Raw genomic sequence first — 15,791 nt, forward strand, 5'->3', positions numbered from 1 at the left:
GGGGGCGTTGGCAACGCAGAAGAATCCCCGCCTCGCCGTCAGGGCAAGGCGGGGATCCATTCGTCGGCAGGTCCGCTTACTTCTTGGGCAGGCCTGCCGGGTTCAGCTCGGACTTCTGGATAGCCTCGGATGACAGGCCCCAGCGGTCCAGGATCTTGGCGTACGTGCCGTTTTCAATCAGTTCGTTCAGCGCTGCCTGGGCGGCGACGGCCAGGCCGTTGTCCTTCTTGGTGGTGAAGGCGATTTGCGCGGTCAGCGGCCAGCCGCCGTTGAGGGTGCCCACCTGCTTGCTCTTGCCATCCAGGGCGGCCTTGTAGGCAGAACCGGCATTGGGTGCGAACGTCAGGTCCGCACGGCCGGACTGCAGGGCCAGCGTGGAGGCGGAGTCGTCGTCGTAATACTGGAACTCAACCGGCTTCAGGCCGTTCTTCTTGTTCTCCTCGTCCCAGCGGACCAGGATGGCTTCCTGGTTGGTGCCGGAGCCAACAATGACGCGCTTGCCCGCAACATCCTTGGCCTCCTTGATCTCGCCGATGTCCGAATCGCTCTTTGCGTAGAAGCCCAGCAGGTCGTTCCGGTAGGTGGCGAAGTCGAACTTCTCCTTCCGGGCTTCGGTGACGGTCACGTTGGACAGCACGGCCTCGTACTTGGCGGATTCAATGCCCAGCGGCCAGTCAGCCCAGGCCACGGGAAGGACCTCCACCTCCAGCCCCAGTGTCTCGCCCACCGCGTAGGCGATGTCCACCTCGCTGCCGATCAGGGTCTTGTTGTCCGTGGCAAAGGTGCTGAGCGGGGCGGTGCCGCCGGTGCTCACCACGGTGAGTTTGCCGTCGGCCTTGATGGCTTCGGGGACCAGCGCTGCCGCCTCGGAGTCCACGGAGACCTTGAAGCGGTCCTGCTGCGGGGACAGGTTGAAAGTCTTGCCTGCCGCCGTGGTGGAGGATCCCGACGTCGGTGCTGTCGCCGCCGTCGCGCCCGGATCGGCGCATGCTGCCAGTCCCAGCAGCGCGGTGATGGTGAGGGCCACGGCAGCAGCCGGTTTCGCCTTGAGAATGGGCATTATTCCTCCTTGGAGGGTGGTAGCGGATGCAACGGAATGTGCTCGTTGCAGCAACTATCCGGCAGCGCGAGCAACCGAATCAAAGGCGCTGAAACCCGGAGATACGCGGAGTAACCGCAGGTCACCGGAGGACCGCGGCGGTCACATTACGGAGCGAGTACCAACAGCTAAACCAAGTAGTGCCCTTCGAGTACCGGTTGAGAAAACGAGTACTCAAGGAGCAAAGACAGGTGGGGGATTACGCGTGTGCTGCACCCTCGCCAGCCCATACGTTGAAGTACGTTGCGCCCACGGTGGGGCACTTGGTCTTGAGGAGAAGCACATGATGAATTCGCCAGGTGGGAAAGCTTTAGCTGAGGGGAAGGGCCTGGTGAGGCGAACCGGTACCAGGGCGGCAGCGGCAGTTGCGGCGGGAACACTGGTGCTGGCAGGCGGCGGGGTGGCCTTTGCTGACGACATCTTCAACAATCTGGACGCCACTATCGACGCCACGGCAGAGGTCTTGCCGCTCAACGTCGGAGGTGCCAACGGCAGTACCACTCTCGCCGTGTCGCCCACGGGAGGGGACGGCAAGAGCGGCTGTAACCTGACGGGCTCAACCACCCTCACGCTGAACCTCACCTCCAGTAACGCCGCCGTGGCCACGGTTTCCCCGTCAAGCGTCACCTTCACGTCCTGCGGTGACACCAAGGTGCTGACCATCAGGCCTGTGGGCGCAGGATCTGCAAATGTGACCGCCAGCCAGGCGGGCAACAACACCGGCGGCACTTTCAACCTCACATCCGCAGCCTTCACGGTGAACGTGGCCGCACCAGCGCCTTCCAACACTGCGCCCATCCTCAACATCTCTGGAGCAATGAACGGTAAGTCCTACACCAAGGGTGACGTCCCCGCTGCGGTCTGCAACGTCACGGATACGGAGGACGGCAACAAATCCTTCCCGGCAACCTTGAGTGCCATCTCGGGCCAGGACGCCGCCACCGGGATCGGTGTCCAGGAAGCCAGTTGCAGCTACACCGACAAGGGCGGCCTCACCGCGGCCAGCTCCATCACCTACGGAATCACCGATGGCTCGGCGCCGGTCATCTCATACACCTTGTCACCCACCACCCCTGACGGCTCCGATGGCTGGTACAAGAGCGCTGTCGCGCTGGACTGGACGGTAACAGAAGGCGATTCTTCGAGCACCTTGGAGATGACGGGCTGCAAGGACCAGAACATCACTGAAGACCAGATGGCAGCCGACTTCACCTGCTCCGCCACCAGTGCCGGCGGAACCGCAACAACCCAAACGGTCAACCTCAAGAAGGACGGCACCGCGCCAACCGTTGGTTACACGGACGCCACGGGAACTGCCGGGACGAACGGCTGGTACACCTCCGACATCCTTGCCACCTTCACCGGAACTGACACCACTTCGGGACTGCTTACCTCAACCCAGCAAGTGGCCTCTTCCGGTGAGGGTGCCGCAGTGCAAGTGAGCAGCCCCGCGTTCGCCGACATCGCCGGCAACACCACCCCTGCAGGTGCTGCTTCGGAAACCTTCAAGATCGATAAAGACGCACCCGACGTCAGCTACACCAATGAAACGGGGACCTTGGGCACCAATGGCTGGTACACCTCAGACGTCCAGGCCAACTTCACGGCAACGGACCTCATTTCCGGACCCCTCAGCGCATCGCAGGCAGTGACCTCCTCCGGTGAAGGCGAATCGGTGACCATCCAGAGCCCTGCCTTCACGGACATCGCGGGCAACACCCGGGCCGCTGGCGCGGTGTCCCGGTCCTACAAAATCGACAAGACAGCACCGGACGTAAGCTACGACGAGGTCGCAAGCGGTACCCTGGGGACGAACGACTGGTACGTGTCCGACGTCGAGGCCCGCTTCACCGCAACGGATGCCACTTCCGGACTGCCTGTTTCGTCGCAGACAGTGTTCTCCACCGGCGAGGGGCCGGAGGTGAAGGTAGCGAGCCCGGCATTCGTCGACAACGCCGGAAACACCACGGCCGCCGGTGCTACTGCCAAGTCGTTCAAGATCGACAAGACGGCGCCGAAGGTCTCCTACAGCGGCGCCACAACGTCGCCGAACAGCAACGGTTGGTACAAGACCGACGTGGTCGCGACCTTTACGGGAACCGACGACCTCTCCGGCCCCACCTCCGCCATGCAGACCAGGACCACCACGGGCGAGGGCGCTGCGGTGTCAGTAGACAGCCCGGCGTTCACGGACGGCGCAGGTAACACCACTCCTGAAGGGGCAACGTCGGCCACCTTCAGCATCGATAAGACGGCACCTTCGGTCTCCTTCACCTCCAATCTCGGTGACAGCTACTTCGGCGCCACCCCCGCAGCCCCCGGCTGCAAGGCATCGGACGACGGGGGCTCAGGACTTGATGGAAGCTGCACCGTCTCGGGCTACGGCCCGGAAGTTGGCAAGCACTTCCTGACCGCAACAGCCGTTGACCGCGCCGGCAACAGCACTACCGTGTCCCAGTCCTACGAGGTCAAGGCATGGACGCTCAAGGGCTTCTATCAGCCGATCGATATGAACGGAGTCCTGAACACCGTCAAGTCCGGCAGCACGGTTCCGGCCAAGTTCGAGGTCTTCGCAGGCACCACCGAACTCACTGACCCCAGCCTGGTGCAGTTCAGTGCAGCAAAAATCCAGTGCTTGTCTGGCGCTGCTGAGGACGCCGTCGAGGTTGTTGCCACCGGAAACACCGTCCTCCGCTACGACTCCATCGCCGGCCAGTTCGTCTACAACTGGAAGACGCCCACGGGTGCCGGCAACTGCTACAAGCTGACGATGACGGGGAAGGACGGTTCATCCATCAGCGCTAACTTCAAGCTGAAGTAGCGGTAGCTTCTGCAGCGCCCAACGACGTGCGCAGCATGGAAGTGGCCCGGTCACCAGACCGGGCCACTTCTTTGGTCACATCCTCGCCGGGACGGGCTTTGGCTGGACCCTCCCGCTACTCGCCGGCGGCCTCGAGCTCGGCGTACGTATCGTCGTCGAGCGTGACGCCAGCAGCGGCCATGTTCTCCTCGAGGTGCTTCACCGAACCGGTGCCCGGGATGGGCATCATCACGGGGGAGCGGCGCAGCAGCCATGCCAGCGCAACCTGGGAAGTGGTGGCGCCGAGGCGCTTGGCCGCCTCGTCCAGCGGCCCGCCCGGCTGCGCCAGCTCGCCGGCCGAAATGGGCGCCCACGGGATGAAGCCAATCCCGTTCTCCTCTGAATACCGCAGCACGTCCTCCGAGCTCCGGTCTGTCAGGTTGTAGCGGTTCTGGACAGTGGAAACGGTGAAGTGCTTGCCGGCCGCTTCCAGTTCCGCCACGCTCACCTGCGACAGTCCCAGCGCCCGGACCTTGCCCTCGTCCTGCAGCTCGCGGAGCACGCCAAACTGCTCGTCGGCGTCCACTTTGGGATCAATCCGGTGCAGCTGCAGCAGGTCCAGGCTGTCCACCTTCAGCTTCCGCAGGCTCAGTTCGGTCTGCTGGCGGAGGTATTCCGGACGGCCCACGGGGATCCACTTGCCGGGACCGGTCCGAGTGAAGCCCACCTTTGTGGCAATCTTCAGCCCGTCCTTGTACGGGTACAGCGCTTCGGCAAGGATCTCCTCGCTGATGTTCGGGCCGTAGGAATCTGCGGTATCAATGAAATCAACGCCGAGCTCGACGGCGCGGCGCACCACGTCCACGGCGGCCTGGCGGTCGGCGGGCTCACCCCAGACGCCGTCGCCCACGATGCGCATGGCACCAAAACCGAGCCGGTGCACGGTTCCGAGGTCCTTCAGGTCAATCGTTGCGGACAATTCCAGCTGGTTCGTTGTCTCAAGGCTCATAGGGGCGGCAACCTCCTCAGCCTGCTGAGTATTCCGCAAGTCACAGAAATAAGCCGGCAGCCGCCGTCGTTATACAAACCGTGCCCGCCGCAACCCGGCCGGCACCTTCCCGCGAAACGTTCTGAAAGGCCGGCACTTACCGTGACTCTTCCCCTCTCCATCCTTGACCTGGCAACCATCGGCAAGGGCCAGACGGCGGCGGAGAGCTTCGCGGGCAGCGTGGCCATGGCGCAGAGCGCCGAGAAACTGGGCTACCGCCGGGTCTGGTACGCCGAGCACCACAACATGTCCTCGATTGCCTCCTCCGCGACGAGCGTGCTGATCGCCCATGTTGCCGCGCACACCGAAAGCATCCGGCTCGGCGCCGGCGGCGTGATGCTGCCCAACCACTCCCCGCTGACCATCGCCGAGCAGTTCGGCACGCTGGAAACCCTGCACCCGGGCCGGATCGACCTTGGCCTGGGCCGCGCACCGGGCAGTGACCAGAACACCATGTGCGCGCTCCGGCGGGACCCCATGTCTGCGGACAGCTTCCCGCAGGACGTCCTGGAACTGCAGGGCTACCTCACCGGCCCCACCCGGATCCAGGGCGTCGAAGCCACCCCGGGCAAGGGCACGAACGTTCCGCTGTACATCCTGGGATCGTCCCTGTTCGGCGCGCGGCTCGCCGCCCAGCTGGGCTTGCCGTACGCGTTTGCCTCCCACTTCGCCCCGAATGCGCTTCAGGATGCCGTGGCCCTCTACCGCCGCGAGTTCAAGCCCTCGGCGCAGCTGGACGCGCCGCACGTCATCGCCGGCGTGAACGTGATCGCCGCGGATTCCGCCTCCGAAGCGCAGGCCATGATGCAGGCCACCAAGCGTGCCCGGGTATCCCTGTTCTTCGGCGGCGGCCGGGAATTCACGGACGATGAAGCGGACATGATCCTCGACTCCCCGCAGGGCCAGCACGTCTCGCAGATGATGACGTACTCCGCCGTGGGCACGCCCGACGTCGTCCTGGATTACCTGGAAGGATTCGGCCGGCACGCCGACGCCGACGAACTCATCGTGGCGCACCAGAGTACCGGCACCGAGGCCCGGCTCCGGTCGGTGGAACTCCTGGCCGAGGCCGCCGGGCTGGTGCGGGTCTGATTCTTAGGCCCGCCGCAGCGTCACGCGCGGCACTTTTTCAGGAGGGCACGACGGCGGGGTGCCCGGTTCCGCGCGCCGGGCGCCGCCGTCGTGGTCCAAAAGGCTGCCGTGCGTGACAGCAGCGGGGCCCCGCAGACTTTTACACATACGCAATGAAGGGGACTTCCGGGGGAAACTGCCGGGGCTGAGTATTGGACTTGCCCCCTTGGGAATCGCTGGGATTCCCAGGCGGGGCACCAACCGGTAGTCCGCAGGCAATCCAGCGGCTGAGTTACCGGCCTGGTCCTGCCTCTAAGGGGTACACGGATGCCGACGCCCTTGAACCAAAGCGTGGCGGATTCCGCTCTGCTCACCCGTTCCCTCCCGCTGGAGATGCTCCGCGCATTCGTCCAGTCCGATGCGGCGGACAACGGGCTGACGCCCGCCCTCCTCGCCGAACTCAAAGTACTGGCCCGCGTCCCCGCGCTGCTGGTGGCCTGCAACTACGGCGGCACCCTGTGCGACGCCGAAGGCATCTCCACCGAAATCCTTCCCTTGGGCAGCGCTGCCATAGCCCTGCGCGCCCTGGCAGCCCTGCCCAACACCCATGCCGCCATCATCTCGGGGCGCTCCCTCCGTGACCTCGCGGCGGTCTCACGCCTTCCGGTGGAGGTGCATCTCATCGGCTCGCACGGCGCGGAATCGGACATGGGCTTCGCGCACGGCCAGACCCTCGCCACAGAATCCGCCCTGCAGAAGGTCAACGCCGCGCTAAACGAGGCAGTGGGTTTCCAAAAAGGCATCTGGATTGAACGCAAACCAGTGGCCGTATCTGTCCACACCCGGCCGGCGCCGCCGGACGTTGTGGAGTCCGTCACGGAAACCGCCAGGGAAATCGCCCGGGTCCACGGCCTCTTCTTCATCGTGGACGGTTCGGTGCTGGACCTGTCCGTTGTGGAACCGTCCAAAGCGGAGGCGCTGGAAACACTCCGGTCCCGGCTGGGAGCCAGCGCGGCCATGTTCGCCGGAGATGCCTACAGCGACGAACTCGCCATCGCCACCCTGCGGGGGCCGGACCTGGGACTACACGTAGGCCCGGGGGAGACCGCCGCCGCCCACCGGGTCCGCGACCCCGAATCCTTCGCGCGGGTCCTCGCCCTCCTCTTCGAACTGCGGCGGGCCTGGCTGTTCGGCGAGGACGCCGTGGGCCTGGAACGGCACTCCATGATCGGCAACGGCTCCTCCACCGCCCTGCTGACACCGGACGCCAAGATCTGCTGGATGAGCCACCCGCTTCCCGACTCAGGGTCACTGTTTGCGCACATCCTGGGCGGAGAAGCGGCCGGCCACTTCTCGGTGGAACCGGTCAAGGCCTCCCAGGTGCTGGGGCAGCGGTACGTGGACAGCACCATGATTGTCGAAACCCGGTGGGCGGACGTCACGGTCACGGACTACCTGGAGCCTGCCCCGGACGGCATCACCAGCCTGGTCCGGGTGCTTTCCGGGCACGGAGCCGCCAGGATTGTCTTTGCTCCCCGGCCGGACTACGCCAACGCGCCGTTCAGCATGGAAGCACGCGGCGGCGAGGTACACGTGGTGGGCACATCGGAACCGATCATCCTCTTTGCCCCCGGTGTCACGTTCAGTATTACCTCGGACGGCCGGCACGCCACGGCCACGGCGTCCGTGAACCTGCAAGATGGACCGGTGGTGCTCAACCTGCGCTGTGGCGACACTGAACCGCAGCCCGCGGACCCCCAAGGGGAGACGGAGCGGCGGGCCGGGGTGGCCCTGCAGGCCCGGCAGTGGGTGCAGCGGCTTGCCCTGCCCTCCGTTAAGCCTTCCCTGGTGCGGCGCTCGGCCCTGGTGCTCCGCGCCCTGGTTCATGAGCCCACCGGCGCCGTCCTCGCGGCCCCCACCACCTCCCTGCCTGAGGGAATCGGCGGAACCAGGAACTGGGACTACCGGTACTGCTGGCTGCGGGACGGTTCCATGACCGTCAACGCGCTGGTGGACCTCGGTTCCACGGCGGAGGCTGCCGGATTCCTGGCCTGGCTGGGCCGGATCCTCGAACACGCGCCCGGCCCCGAATGGCTGCACCCGCTCTACTCGGTGACGGGTGCGCCGCTCTCCACCGAAGCCGTCGTCGACAGCCTTCCGGGGTATGCGGGCTCGCGCCCGGTGAGGATCGGCAATGCCGCAGACCACCAGGTCCAGCTGGACGTATTTGGGCCGGTTGCTGAACTGATCCATACCCTCAGTGAGCGGGAGGGCGCCCTCGCGGACGGCCACTGGGAGCTGATGGTCCAGATGGCCTCGGCCGTAATGGCTCGCTGGCATGAACCGGACCACGGTATCTGGGAGGCCCGGCGGGCGGCCCGGCACCACGTCTATTCCAAGGTGATGTGCTGGGTGACCCTGGACCGGGCGCTGCGGACAGCCGCGCGCCACGGCCGCGAGCCGGACCCGGCCTGGGCGGTGATGGCGGGCACCATCCGTGAGGAGGTGCTGCACGAGGGCTGGGACGAGTCGGCAAAGTCCTACACCGTGGCCTATGACAGCCCGGACCTTGATGCCGCTGTCCTGCACATCGGCCTCTCCGGCATGCTGGACGTCACGGACCAGCGCTTCCTGGACACCGTCACTGCTGTGGAGCGTGAGCTGCGGGTGGGACCCACCGTTTTCCGGTACAGGTACGACGACGGCCTGCCGGGCCTGGAGGGCGGGTTCCACATCTGCACCACCTGGCTGATCGAAGCGTACGTGGCGGTGGGGCGCATCGATGAGGCATGGGACCTGTTCGACCAGCTGGTGAACCTTTTCGGCCCCACCGGGCTGCTGCCGGAGGAATACGATCCCGGTACGGAGACGCACCTGGGCAACCACCCGCAGGCGTACTCGCACCTCGGCTTCATCCGCTGCGCCCGGCTCCTGGACGGACACCAGGGCAGGAGATAGTCCGCGTCGGTCATGGGTACCTAGAGTGGAGGTAACAGGGACCCAAAAGACTGAAACGAGACTGATGATGACCGCCCGCACCCAGGGAGTGGGGTTCCGTTCTGAACGCGGCCCCATTCTTATTGCCCTGATGCTGTCCACCGGGCTGGTGGCCATTGATTCCACCATCGTGGCCACTGCCGTGCCGTCGATCGTCCGGGATGTGGGCGGATTCGAGTCGTTCCCGTGGCTTTTTTCGGCGTACCTGCTGGCCCAGGCTGTCTCGGTGCCTATCTACGGCAAATTGTCAGACATGGTGGGCCGCAAGCCGATCATCCTGGCAGGGATCGGGCTCTTCCTGCTGGGGTCCGTCCTCTGCGGGATTGCCTGGAGCATGCCCTCCCTGATCGCCTTCCGCGCCCTGCAGGGACTCGGCGCGGGAGCCGTCCTGCCGGTGTCCATCACTATCGCCGGGGACATCTACTCGCTGGAGGAGCGCGCCAAGGTCCAGGGCTACCTGGCCAGCGTGTGGGCAGTCTCCTCGGTAGTGGGCCCCAGCCTTGGCGGCATTTTCTCTTCGCTGGGAATCTGGCGCGGCATCTTCCTGGTCAACGTCCCGCTGTGCCTGCTGGCCGGGTGGATGCTGTTCCGGACCCTGCACGAAAACGTTGAGCGTGCCAGGCACCAGGTGGATTACGCCGGTGCGGCCCTGCTGGCGGGTTCACTCGGCCTGCTGATCCTTGGGGCCCTCCAGGGCGGCCAGGGGTGGGAGTGGGATTCGCCCATCAGCATTGGCATCTTTGCGTTGGGTTCGGTCCTGCTGGCCGTGTTCCTGGTAGTGGAGCGGCGGGCGGCGGAGCCGGTCCTGCCGTCCTGGGTGGTGTCGCGGCGGCTTCTCGGAACTACCGCGCTGGTCTCCTTTGGCGTCGGGGCTGTGATGATCGGGCTGACCTCCTACGTGCCCACGTTCCTGGAAGGGGCGCTGCACACCTCGCCCCTTGTTGCCGGGCTCGCGCTCGCGGCACTGACCCTTGGCTGGCCCATCAGTGCCTCGCAGGCGGGGCGGTTCTACCTGCGGATCGGGTTCAAGGCCACCGCGTTGATCGGGATCAGCATCACCGTGACGGGCCTCTTGGCCCTGACGCTCACGTCCGCCACTCCCAACGTGATACTGGTGGCAGCCAGCTGCTTTGTGGTGGGGCTCGGGCTCGGGTTGGTGGCCACTCCCACGCTGATCTCCGCCCAGTCCAGCGTTTCCTGGAATGAGCGCGGCGTGGTCACGAGCACCAACATGTTCGCCCGGTCCATCGGAAGCGCCCTTGGTGTGGCCGTGTTTGGTGCGGTGGGGAACGCGGTTTATGCGAACACAGCCGGCGAAGGCGACGCCCCCGCCGTGGTGGCCGCTTCCGGGGCGGTCTTCCTGGCGGCGCTGGTGGGCGGCATCCTTACCGTGGCGGCGGTGCTGGCGATGCCTGCTGTGAAGGCCGGTGCCACTGACGAGCCAGCCCAGGCCGCTTCCCAGGACAACGGGCAGCCGGACCCTGACGCGGAAGGCAGCCGTAGCAGCGCTGACACGTAACGGGAAGCAGCCAGGACCTAGCGTGAAGCGCGGAAGATGTCCGGCGCCGGCCGGGTGCCGGTGGCGAGGTCCGCAAGGATCCGGCCCACCACGGGTGTGAACTTGAAGCCGTGCCCTGAGAACCCGGCGCCGATCACCACGGGGCCGATCCGGTCCAGGATGAAGTCCTCGTCCGGGGTGGTGGTGTAGGTGCAGCTGATGGCCTCGAACGAATCCGGGTCCACCCCCGGCAGCCACGTCCGCGCATAATCCTGCAGGGCCGCGAGCTGCACGGGCTCTGGCTGAAAGGAACGCCCGTCCGGATCCACCAGCGGGCCCACACCATGCCAGCCTGCCTTGATCCCCTCACCCGCGGTCTGCATCCCGTACACGGGGGAGTACCAGTTTTTGTATTCCGGACTGGTGCCCGGCATGTGGTTGAACCCGGGCCAGACGGCGCCGGCATCAACAACCCGGAAATGCGCCGGCTGCTCCTGGGTCACCCGCAGCTTCGGGATCCGGAGCCCGGCGCCGGCGGTGCCGAGGAGTTTCTCCGTCCAGCCGCCGGCGGTGACCACCACCTGGGCGGCGGTGACCACCTCGGTACCGGCCTCGGACTCGAAAGCCAGCCGGACGCCGTCGTCCATCACCTGGAACTCCACCACTTTGGTGTGGTGCCGGATCTCGGCACCGCGGGCCGCGGCGAGACGCTGGAAGGCGGGAAGCGCCGCCTCGGGGTTGAGCTGGCCGCCGTCGGGCATGTACAGGGCCCGCTGGTCGAAGTGGATGCCCCGCCACCGCGCGCCTGCCTCGGCGGGGGACAGGAACTCGGCCCGGATGCCTGCCTCATTCAGCGCCGCGGCCACGTCGGGAAGCCGCGGGTCCGGTCCATGGTTCACGATCCCTGTTCGGGCCAGCAGCATCTCGCCGCTGTCCTGCTCCAGCTCGTCCCACAGAGCCAGCCCCTCGGCCAGCATCGCCACGTATTCAGGACGGTAGTAGCCCGGGTTCAGGTTGCGGGTGCTGCCGTGCGAGGCGCCGATCTTGTGCCCGGGCCCGAACTGCTCCACGAGCGTGACCTGGCGGCCGCGGCGGGACAGCGCCCACGCGGCGGCCGATCCCATGGCCCCGCCGCCGATCACCACGGTGTCCAGCATCTTGTCCATCAAACTCCCATCACGTCAGCAGCAGCGCTACGCCAATCATCGCCGGAACAGCCACCACGGTAGTAATCAGCACAGTGTCCTTGGCCACGGTGAGGCCGGTCTTGTAGCGGCTGGCGGCCACAAAGACGTTCTGCGCGGTGGGCAGCGCGGACGTGACCACCACGGCGAACAGGGCGTGCCCTTCCATGCCCAGCGCAAAACGGGCGAAGAGATATGCAAGTCCAGGCTGGACGGCCAGTTTGAAACCGCTCGCCAGCAGGGTGTCCAGGCGCCGACCGGCGGCGGCTTGCAGAGGCCGCGTTCCGTTCAGGCTCATGCCGAAGGCGATCAGCATGGCCGGAATGGCTGCACCGCCGATCAGGTGGATGGGCTCCAATACCAGGGGCGGGACCTTCCAGCCGGTGCCGGCCACCACCAGGCCCAGCGCGGAGCCCACAATCATGGGGTTGCGCAGGATCATCACCACAAAACTCAGGGGCGTGGTGCGGTGCGCGCTGGTGCTGGAGTCCAGGATCATCAGGAACAGCGGCGTGAAGAAGGCCAGCTGGAAGATCAGCAGCGGCGCCACATAGCTGGCATCGCCCAGAACATATACCGCGATGGGAATACCCAGGTTGGCGGAGTTGGCGAGTGAGGCAGCCATGGAACTCATCAGGGACTCAGGCAAGGAGCGCTTAAGCCAGAACTTGGCAATGCTGAAGAAGACGGCGGCTGTGGCCATGGCGGCAACCGCTGTTACTAACAGAGGTGCGGCGAAGACTTCCCCGAGGCGGGCCTTGCTCAGCGTTTCAAAGAGCAGCGCGGGGCTGGCCACAAAGAAGGTGAGGGAGCTGAGGACCTGGCGGGCGTTCTCTCCCAGGATCTTCTGCCGGCCCACGAACCATCCCACCAGGATGATGCACCAGACAACAAAGAAGCCGGCCAGTACACCTAGCAAGGGATCACGGGTTGCTTATCCCCCAGGGCGCGGAGGACGTGGGTACCGGAACACACGCTCCGGTTAGGCGGTGGCGTTGTTAAGCGCGAAAGGGGGGCGCATCATCCCGGGAGTGAGGCCCTCGGCCGGGTCATTGCCCAGCTGGATGATCCGGTTGTTTTCGTCCACGTGGACCACCCGCGGTTCGTAGGCCTTGGCCTCTTCGGTGGTCATCTGGGCGTAGGTGATCAGGATGACGAGGTCGTTCTCGTGCATGAGGTGCGCCGCTGCACCATTGATGCCAATGACACCGGAACCGCGCTCGCCAGCAATCGTGTAGGTCTCGAGCCGTGAGCCGTTGGTGATGTCCACAATGGACACGAGCTCGCCGGGCAGGATGTCGGCGGCCTCGAGCAGGTCCAGGTCCACGGTGACGGAACCGACGTAGTGCAGGTCGGCGTGCGTGACGGTGGCCCGGTGGATTTTGGACTTGAACATTGTTCGATTCATAACGGCATCAGTCTAGCGCCGGGCGCTCAACGGCGCAGTGACGCAGGGAACAGTGACGCTTAGCCGCTTGGAAGGACGCGTACGACGGCGGCCGGTCACCCGGCGTCGGTCCTTGCCAGCGCCGCGGCTGCTGCAGCGAGCGTCTCTCGCGCGGCCAGGATGGCCGGCCTCTGGGCGCTGGAGCGGCGGACGGAGGTAAAGACAGTGCGGTGCGGCGTGCCCGGAAGCTCCAGCAGCTGGGCTGTGGTGCCACGGCCGGTCCATACCAGGTCCGGCATCAGGGCCACCGCGTTGCCGGACTCGATCAGGCGGGCCTGGGCCTGCAGGTCAGCGGTTTCGAAGCGTACATCAGGCTCAAAGCCGGCGCTGCGGCAGGCCTGCTCGGCCCAATGGCGGGACGCGGCACCCCTCGGTTCCATGACCCAGGCAAGCTCCGCGGTGTCCTCCAGCGAACGGATGGAGGGCCCGCCGTCGGACGCCGGAGGAACGGCGAGCCGGATGGCATCGGTGGTCAGCTTGACGCGGTCCAATTGCGGATAGCGCGGGGCGGCATGGCCCGGATACTGTTCGGCAATCACCAGATCGAAGTCGCGCGCCCAGGTTTCGTGCAGCGCCGTTTCGGGCTCGCGCTGGATCATTTCGATCCTGACCTCGGGATAGGCCTTGGCCATCCTCGTCAGGGTGTCCGGCATCAGGGCCAGGGCCGCAGACTGGAAAACGGCGATCCGGACTGTCCCCGTGACGGTGGTCAGGGAAGCGGCGAGGTCCGCCTCGGCCTGCTCCATGGTTTCGAGCAAGTTCGCGGTATGCGCCACCAACACCTCGGCCTGCGGCGTGAGCTGGACCCGGCGCCCCGTTTTCCGGAGCAGTTCCACGCCCACTTCCTTCTCGAGCAGGGCCAGCTGCTGCGATACCGACGACGGGCTGTACTGCAGTGCCTCGGCCACCTCCGCCAGCGTCCCCCGGATGCTTAATTCCCGGAGCAGACGGAGCCGGCGGACGTCAAGCATGAGGAAATCCTTACCGGAACTAATGAATATAGGTTAGAAGTAGTCACTTTATCTAACGCAAGCACCCTTGCATACTGTTGGGACCGAGTTACCCCCGTCACAAGCGATTCTTCGCGCGCCGTGACGGGGAAGCACCCAAGCAGGAGTTCCTGATGAGCAGTAGAGACATGACCCAATCGATCATGCGGCGCAAACCGATCGATGACATCGAGGAAGAAAACAAACACAGTGGCCTCTTCAAGTCACTCGGGCTGTGGCAGCTGACGGCAATCGGCGTCGGCGGCATCATCGGCGTCGGCATCTTCTCCCTTGCCGGACTGGTGGCAGCAGGCAGCGAAGGAACACCCGGGGTGGGGCCCGCGGTGCTGATTTCCTTCCTGATCGCAGGCCTCGCCTCTGCCGCGGCTGCGCTTTCCTACGCAGAGTTCGCCGGGATGATTCCCCGCGCCGGCTCTGCTTACACGTACGGATACGTTGCGCTGGGCGAGGTGATCGGCTGGTTCATCGGCTGGGACCTGCTGCTCGAATACATTGCCATCGTGGCCGTGGTGGCCATCGGCATCTCCGGCTACTTTGATGCGTTCTTGTCCGGCATCGGTATCCACATGCCGGTTTGGATGACGTCCACTCCCGATGAAGGCAAGGGCGGCATCGTCAACATCCCGGCCATCGCCGTCTGCTTGATCGTCACCTGGATCCTGTCCCGCGGCACCAAGGCCTTCGGCCGGTTTGAACTGGTGGCCGTGGCCATCAAGGTGGTCCTGATCCTCTTCATCATCGGCCTGGGCATCTTCTACATCGACACCAACAACTACAACCCGTTTATGCCCAGCGGGTTTGGCCCCGTGCTGGCCGGCTCGGCAACGGTGTTCTTCGCGGTGTTCGGCTACGACGCCATGAGTACCGCGGCAGAGGAAGCGACCGACGGCAAGAAGCACATGCCCAAGGCCATCATCCTCTCCCTGATCATCGCGATGCTCCTCTATGTGGCCGCCACCCTGGTCCTCACCGGCATGCAGAACTACAAGGACATCGACCCGAAGGCCGGCTTTGCCTCAGCCTTCACCGGTGTTGGCCTGCCGATCATCGCCACGATCATCTCCGTGTTCGCCGTGCTGTCCATCCTGACCGTGATGCTGACCTTCCTCCTGGGTGTCACCCGCGTCTGGTTCTCCATGAGCCGGGACGGTCTCCTGCCGGGCTGGTTCGCCAAGACGGACCGCCACGGCACCCCGCAGCGGGTCACCTGGATTGCCGGCATTGCCTCTGCCCTGTTGGCCGGCGTTTTCCCGATCAAGGCGGTGGCCGACCTGACCAACATCGGCATCCTGGCCGCATTCGTCGTCGTCTGCCTTTCCGTGATCATCTTCCGCTACAAGCGCCCGGACGCCCCCCGCTCCTTCCGCCTGCCGCTGATGCCCCTGGTTCCGGCCTTCGGGGTCCTGGCCTCCGCGTTCCTGATGTTCCAGTTGCACTGGGAAACCTGGCTGCGGTTCATCGTTTGGCTGGTCATAGGCCTGGCCATCTACTTCTTCTACGGCAAGCGGAACTCCCTGATGAACCCCAACAGCCCGCGGCACCAGGAGATCGTGGAGATGCACCGCCCCCTCGCCTGACCCCCGGACGCTCGTTACCTTTTTCGTAGCCCTTTCCTGTTGCAGGATGTGGGTGTGCTG

General features: G+C 65.5%; 11 protein-coding genes. 5 read left to right on the plus strand and 6 right to left on the minus strand.

The genetic code is table 11. The features are described from left to right. Positions 1–76 precede the first annotated feature (76 nt). Positions 77–1,060, minus strand: a complete 984-nt coding sequence (locus QRN11_RS19390) for an ABC transporter substrate-binding protein (protein ID WP_142063779.1) — start codon at positions 1,058–1,060, stop codon at positions 77–79. Positions 1,061–1,430: 370 nt separating this feature from the next. On the opposite strand from QRN11_RS19390, the gene QRN11_RS19395 reads away from it, so the two are divergent. Then, positions 1,431–3,920, plus strand: a complete 2,490-nt coding sequence (locus tag QRN11_RS19395; RefSeq protein ID WP_285314115.1) for a PxKF domain-containing protein — start codon at positions 1,431–1,433, stop codon at positions 3,918–3,920. A 115-nt stretch (positions 3,921–4,035) separates the two neighbouring features. Here QRN11_RS19395 and QRN11_RS19400 read toward each other — a convergent pair whose 3' ends face one another. Further along, positions 4,036–4,908, minus strand: a complete 873-nt coding sequence (locus QRN11_RS19400) for an aldo/keto reductase (protein WP_285314116.1) — start codon at positions 4,906–4,908, stop codon at positions 4,036–4,038. Positions 4,909–5,049: 141 nt separating this feature from the next. On the opposite strand from QRN11_RS19400, the gene QRN11_RS19405 reads away from it, so the two are divergent. The 3 genes from QRN11_RS19405 to QRN11_RS19415 all read left to right on the plus strand — a co-directional run bounded on the left by QRN11_RS19405 (position 5,050) and on the right by QRN11_RS19415 (position 10,534). Further along, a complete protein-coding gene (locus tag QRN11_RS19405) occupies positions 5,050–6,039 on the plus strand; it encodes an LLM class flavin-dependent oxidoreductase (protein WP_285314117.1) in 990 nt (329 codons plus the stop codon). A 306-nt stretch (positions 6,040–6,345) separates the two neighbouring features. Then, complete coding sequence (locus QRN11_RS19410; protein ID WP_285314118.1) at positions 6,346–8,976, plus strand: trehalase-like domain-containing protein; 2,631 nt, start codon at positions 6,346–6,348, stop codon at positions 8,974–8,976. 64 nt (positions 8,977–9,040) lie between these two features. Beyond that, entirely contained in the window at positions 9,041–10,534 is a 1,494-nt protein-coding gene (locus QRN11_RS19415; RefSeq protein WP_285314119.1) for an MFS transporter, read from the plus strand. 17 nt (positions 10,535–10,551) lie between these two features. Here the strand turns inward: QRN11_RS19415 and QRN11_RS19420 are convergent, their stop codons facing one another. The 4 genes from QRN11_RS19420 to QRN11_RS19435 form a co-directional block, all read right to left on the minus strand. Beyond that, positions 10,552–11,679 (minus strand): FAD-dependent oxidoreductase, encoded by a 1,128-nt coding sequence (locus tag QRN11_RS19420; protein WP_285314120.1) that lies wholly within the window; start codon positions 11,677–11,679, stop codon positions 10,552–10,554. 10 nt (positions 11,680–11,689) lie between these two features. Next, positions 11,690–12,616, minus strand: a complete 927-nt coding sequence (locus QRN11_RS19425) for an AEC family transporter (protein WP_285314121.1) — start codon at positions 12,614–12,616, stop codon at positions 11,690–11,692. A 63-nt stretch (positions 12,617–12,679) separates the two neighbouring features. Continuing rightward, positions 12,680–13,105 carry an aspartate 1-decarboxylase gene (gene panD, locus QRN11_RS19430; RefSeq protein WP_285314122.1) on the minus strand — a complete coding sequence of 142 codons (426 nt, stop codon included), beginning with the start codon at positions 13,103–13,105 and terminating at the stop codon, positions 12,680–12,682. Between the two features lie 95 nt (positions 13,106–13,200). After that, positions 13,201–14,115, minus strand: a complete 915-nt coding sequence (locus QRN11_RS19435; protein ID WP_285314123.1) for a LysR family transcriptional regulator — start codon at positions 14,113–14,115, stop codon at positions 13,201–13,203. Positions 14,116–14,267: 152 nt separating this feature from the next. Between QRN11_RS19435 and QRN11_RS19440 the strand changes: the two genes are divergently transcribed. Further along, the gene (locus QRN11_RS19440; protein ID WP_091421794.1) at positions 14,268–15,731 is read left to right on the plus strand and encodes an amino acid permease; all 1,464 of its coding nucleotides are present in this window, start codon (positions 14,268–14,270) and stop codon (positions 15,729–15,731) included. The last annotated feature ends 60 nt before the right edge of the window (positions 15,732–15,791 follow it).

Origin of the sequence: Pseudarthrobacter sp. fls2-241-R2A-168 (assembly GCF_030209335.1) — a bacterium.
Lineage (GTDB): Bacteria > Actinomycetota > Actinomycetes > Actinomycetales > Micrococcaceae > Arthrobacter.

Excerpts from the sequence above, each read along its gene's own strand:
- QRN11_RS19435 (WP_285314123.1), bottom strand. The coding sequence starts at position 14,115 with ATGCTTGACGTCCGCCGGCTCCGTCTGCTCCGGGAATTAAGCATCCGG.
- QRN11_RS19390 (WP_142063779.1), bottom strand. The coding sequence starts at position 1,060 with ATGCCCATTCTCAAGGCGAAACCGGCTGCTGCCGTGGCCCTCACCATC.
- QRN11_RS19410 (WP_285314118.1), top strand. The coding sequence starts at position 6,346 with ATGCCGACGCCCTTGAACCAAAGCGTGGCGGATTCCGCTCTGCTCACC.
- QRN11_RS19420 (WP_285314120.1), bottom strand. The coding sequence starts at position 11,679 with ATGGACAAGATGCTGGACACCGTGGTGATCGGCGGCGGGGCCATGGGA.
- QRN11_RS19440 (WP_091421794.1), top strand. The coding sequence starts at position 14,268 with ATGAGCAGTAGAGACATGACCCAATCGATCATGCGGCGCAAACCGATC.
- QRN11_RS19400 (WP_285314116.1), bottom strand. The coding sequence starts at position 4,908 with ATGAGCCTTGAGACAACGAACCAGCTGGAATTGTCCGCAACGATTGAC.
- panD (WP_285314122.1), bottom strand. The coding sequence starts at position 13,105 with ATGAATCGAACAATGTTCAAGTCCAAAATCCACCGGGCCACCGTCACG.
- QRN11_RS19415 (WP_285314119.1), top strand. The coding sequence starts at position 9,041 with ATGATGACCGCCCGCACCCAGGGAGTGGGGTTCCGTTCTGAACGCGGC.